Genomic DNA, 3,669 nt, shown 5'->3' on the forward strand with positions numbered 1-3,669 from the left:
CGGGGTGAGGATTTTTTACTGTGCCACGTCTTCTTGTTCGTCTAGTTGATAACAGCTCTCTTTAAGGGCACCCAGGCGCTCCCTCTTTCAAGGACTTTTTACATGACCGCTTCTCCTACCGCAGAACGCCCAAGCCTGCGCTCCCAGCGCCTGAACCAGATCACCAATGAACCGCACACCAAGCTGGATGCGTTGGTGAAGGCTCATGCGCCGTTCGAAACCCAAGCCAACTTCGCCCGCTTCGTGGTGGCCCAGTACCTGTTCCAGTCGGAACTGGTGGCGCTGTACAACGATGCCGCGCTGAACACGATCATTCCCGACCTGGCCGCCCGCTGCCGCGCCGAAGCCGCCAAGCTCGACCTGGCTGACCTGGACACCGACGTTCCGGCTCCGGTCGCCGGCGCGGTGAAAAACCCAAGCCAGGCCGAAGCCCTGGGTTGGCTGTTCGTGTCCGAAGGCTCCAAGCTGGGCGCCGCGTTTCTGATCAAGCGCGCCGTCGGCCTGGGCCTGAGCGAAACCTTCGGGGCCCGCCACCTGGGCGAACCGGCCGGTGGCCGCGCCGAAGGCTGGAAAAGCTTCACCCGCACCCTCGACAGCCTGGAGTTCAGCGCCGAAGAAGAAGCTGCGGTAGAAAAAGGCGCGATCGATGCGTTTGTGCGCTTCACCGTGTTGCTGGAACAGGCGTACGCTAGCGCCCCAGAAATGGCGTAAATGTTCCGGTAGACATCGGTTCAATGTGGGAGCAGGCAAGCCAGCTCCCACATTTGAGTGCATTTCATGGCAGATAATGTGTAAACCCTCCCACCAGAAAACTGCAGCATGACCGGCAAAACCCAATCCTCCTCAAAGATCGCCCAACTTCTCTATGGCCTGCTGGCCTACGTCAGCCTGGGGATCGGTTTGGTCGCGATTGTCATACCGGGTTTGCCGACCACCGAATTCATCCTGCTGGCCGCCTGGGCCGCCACCAAAAGCTCACCGCGCTTAAGCGCCTGGCTGGAAAACCACCGCCTGTTCGGGCCGATCCTGTTCAACTGGCGCAACGGCAAGATCATTGCGCGCCGGGCCAAGGTCAGCGCCACCGTAAGCATGTTGCTGTGTGCCGTGTTGATGCTGGTGATGCTTGATCATGGCTGGCCCGTGTACCTGGCAATCGCCGGGATGAGCCTGGGCAATCTGTGGATCTGGTCCCGCCCCGAGCAGCTCGCACGGCCCGTATAACGCCCGGCGTAGGCATTTTCCTACCGCTCATCGCCTATTACTCATGAATTGATTTGTGACGCCGATGTTTCAGGAACGGCGCCGAATGGACTTGGCTCTGCTGCGTGCATACCCACAAGTCCATTCGTGAGTGAACCTATGTTCGACACCCTTTCTATCCGCTTGAAAATCGTGCTGCTGTCCGGCCTCTGCCTGCTGGGAGTGATCGCACTGGTGGTCGGCATCAATATCTACAACACCAACCAGAACGATCGGTTGGTCAGTGATTCAAGCTCACGAATGCTCACCGCCAGCGTGGAACAGCTGCTGCAAGCCAAGGCCGCCGAACAGGCCGGGCACTTGCAAAAGACCTTCGGTGAAAACCTGCTGGCGGTTACCGCCCTCGCCGACCAGATCAAGGACCTGCGTCAGTTGGGGACCAAGCGCTCCATTGAAGCCGGCGCCCTGCGCGAAGAAATCAACCAGAGCGTGAAAACCGCGTTCGAGCGCAACACCAAGGTACTGGGCATCTGGCTGTCGTTCGAGCCCAACGGCCTGGATGGCAAGGACAGTGAATTCGTTGACGACAAGGCACGCGTCTCCAACGAAAAAGGTCGCTTTTCCAGCTACTGGAGCCGTGCCGGCGGCGAAAGCCTGAACACCATCATGGTCGAGGATGACCTGACCAAGACCACCCTCAACCTCAGCGGCACGCCTTACAACATTTGGTATACCTGCCCACGCGACACCCGCAGCACCTGCCTGCTGGACCCGTATGAAGACACGGTGGCCGGCAAACCTGTGCTGATGACCACCATTTCCCTGCCTCTGATCGTCGACGGCAAAGTCATCGGCGTCGTGGGTGTCGATATCGCCCTCACTGCCCTGCAAGCCACCACCGATGCGGCACAAAAGGACGTGTTCAACGGGGCTGCTCACCTGGAAATCCTGTCCAGCACCGGCCTGATTGCAGCCTACAGCGGCGAACCGGCCAGGGTCGGCAAGAACCTGGTCGACACCCTCGGCGCCGAAGGCAAGGAGATCGTGCAACTGCTGGGCAATGATCGGCCCATGATCCGCGAACAGAACGACACGATTCGCGCCGTGTACCCGGTCAAGCCGATTGCCGATGCCAAATCCTGGGGTGTGGTGATCAAACTGCCTAAAAGTGTGATGCTGGCTGATAACGAAAAGCTGCAAGCCGTGCTCGACGAAGCCCAGGCTACCGGCACCCTCAAAGCCTTGCTGGTGGCAGCCGCCGCCGGCTTGCTGGGCTTGTTGCTGATCTGGCTGACCGCCACCGGCGTGACCCGTCCGATCAACAGCGTGGCGGCCATGCTCAAGGACATTGCCAGCGGCGACGGCGACCTCACCCAACGCCTGGCCTACACCAAGAAAGACGAACTGGGCGAGCTGGTGAATTGGTTCAACCGCTTCCTCGACAAGCTGCAACCGACCATCGCCCAGATCAAACAAAGCATCACCGAAGCCCGAGGTACGGCGGATCAATCCTCGGCCATTGCACGCCAGACCAGCGAAGGTATGCAGGTGCAGTTCCGTGAAATCGACCAGGTCGCCACCGCGTCGAATGAAATGAGCGCCACCGCCCACGACGTCGCCAACAGCGCCTCCAATGCCGCCAGCGCGGCACGCGGCGCCGATCAGTCGGCCCGCGAAGGCATGTCGATCATCGAGCAGAGCACCCGCGACATCACCACCCTTGCCGAGGAAGTCAGCAAGGCCGTGACCGAAGTTGAAGCCCTGGCAGTCAACAGCGAGCAAATCGGTTCAGTCCTGGAAGTGATCCGCAGCATTGCCGAACAGACCAACCTGCTGGCATTGAACGCCGCGATCGAAGCGGCACGCGCCGGCGAAAGCGGGCGCGGGTTTGCGGTAGTGGCCGACGAAGTACGCAACCTGGCCAAACGCACCCAGGATTCGGTCGAGGAAATCCGCGTGGTGATCGAGCGTATCCAGAGCGGCACCCGAGGCGTGGTAGCGACCATGCACTCCAGCCAGCAACAGGCCCAGAGCAATGCCGGGCAGATCCACCAGGCGGTGCAGGCCCTGGGCAAGATCAGTGACGCGGTCACGGTGATCAGCGACATGAACCTGCAAATCGCCAGCGCCGCCGAAGAGCAGAGCGCGGTGGCCGAAGAGGTCAACCGCAACGTCTCGGCGATTCGCACCGTGACCGAAACCCTCACCGGCCAGGCTACCGAGTCGGCGGCGATCAGCAGCCAGCTCAACGCGCTGGCCAGCCAGCAGATGAAGTTGATGGATCAGTTCAGGGTGTAATTCACACCACAGGTCCAATGTGGGAGGGGGCTGCGCGACAGCCCCACGTTGACGATGTGACCGGGTGGTTGGGTGGTTGGGCCGAGTACATATCCGTTATTTAGGTAACGGCCACTATAGGTTCCGCTCTTACAGCGGGTCACTTTCGAAAAGCGCGAAAGTAACCAAAGC

Annotated in this window: 3 protein-coding genes; all 3 read left to right on the forward strand. The window is 60.5% G+C overall.

Annotated elements, in window-relative coordinates; genetic code table 11:
• Window positions 1-102 precede the first annotated feature (102 nt).
• The 3 genes from E4O97_RS22865 (at window position 103) to E4O97_RS22875 (ending at window position 3,498) form a co-directional block, all read left to right on the forward strand.
• Window positions 103-711: a biliverdin-producing heme oxygenase gene (locus E4O97_RS22865; protein WP_078822215.1), complete on the forward strand. Its 609-nt coding sequence runs from the start codon at window positions 103-105 to the stop codon at window positions 709-711.
• 108 nt (window positions 712-819) lie between these two features.
• Window positions 820-1,221, forward strand: a complete 402-nt coding sequence (locus E4O97_RS22870; protein ID WP_078822216.1) for a YbaN family protein — start codon at window positions 820-822, stop codon at window positions 1,219-1,221.
• A 138-nt stretch (window positions 1,222-1,359) separates the two neighbouring features.
• Window positions 1,360-3,498 carry a methyl-accepting chemotaxis protein gene (locus E4O97_RS22875; protein ID WP_103734693.1) on the forward strand — a complete coding sequence of 713 codons (2,139 nt, stop codon included), beginning with the start codon at window positions 1,360-1,362 and terminating at the stop codon, window positions 3,496-3,498.
• Window positions 3,499-3,669: the final 171 nt, after the last annotated feature.

The organism is Pseudomonas sp. W15Feb34 (assembly GCF_023127765.1).
Lineage (GTDB): Bacteria > Pseudomonadota > Gammaproteobacteria > Pseudomonadales > Pseudomonadaceae > Aquipseudomonas > Aquipseudomonas synxantha_A.

Excerpts from the sequence above, each read along its gene's own strand:
- E4O97_RS22865 (WP_078822215.1), top strand. The coding sequence starts at position 103 with ATGACCGCTTCTCCTACCGCAGAACGCCCAAGCCTGCGCTCCCAGCGC.
- E4O97_RS22870 (WP_078822216.1), top strand. The coding sequence starts at position 820 with ATGACCGGCAAAACCCAATCCTCCTCAAAGATCGCCCAACTTCTCTAT.
- E4O97_RS22875 (WP_103734693.1), top strand. The coding sequence starts at position 1,360 with ATGTTCGACACCCTTTCTATCCGCTTGAAAATCGTGCTGCTGTCCGGC.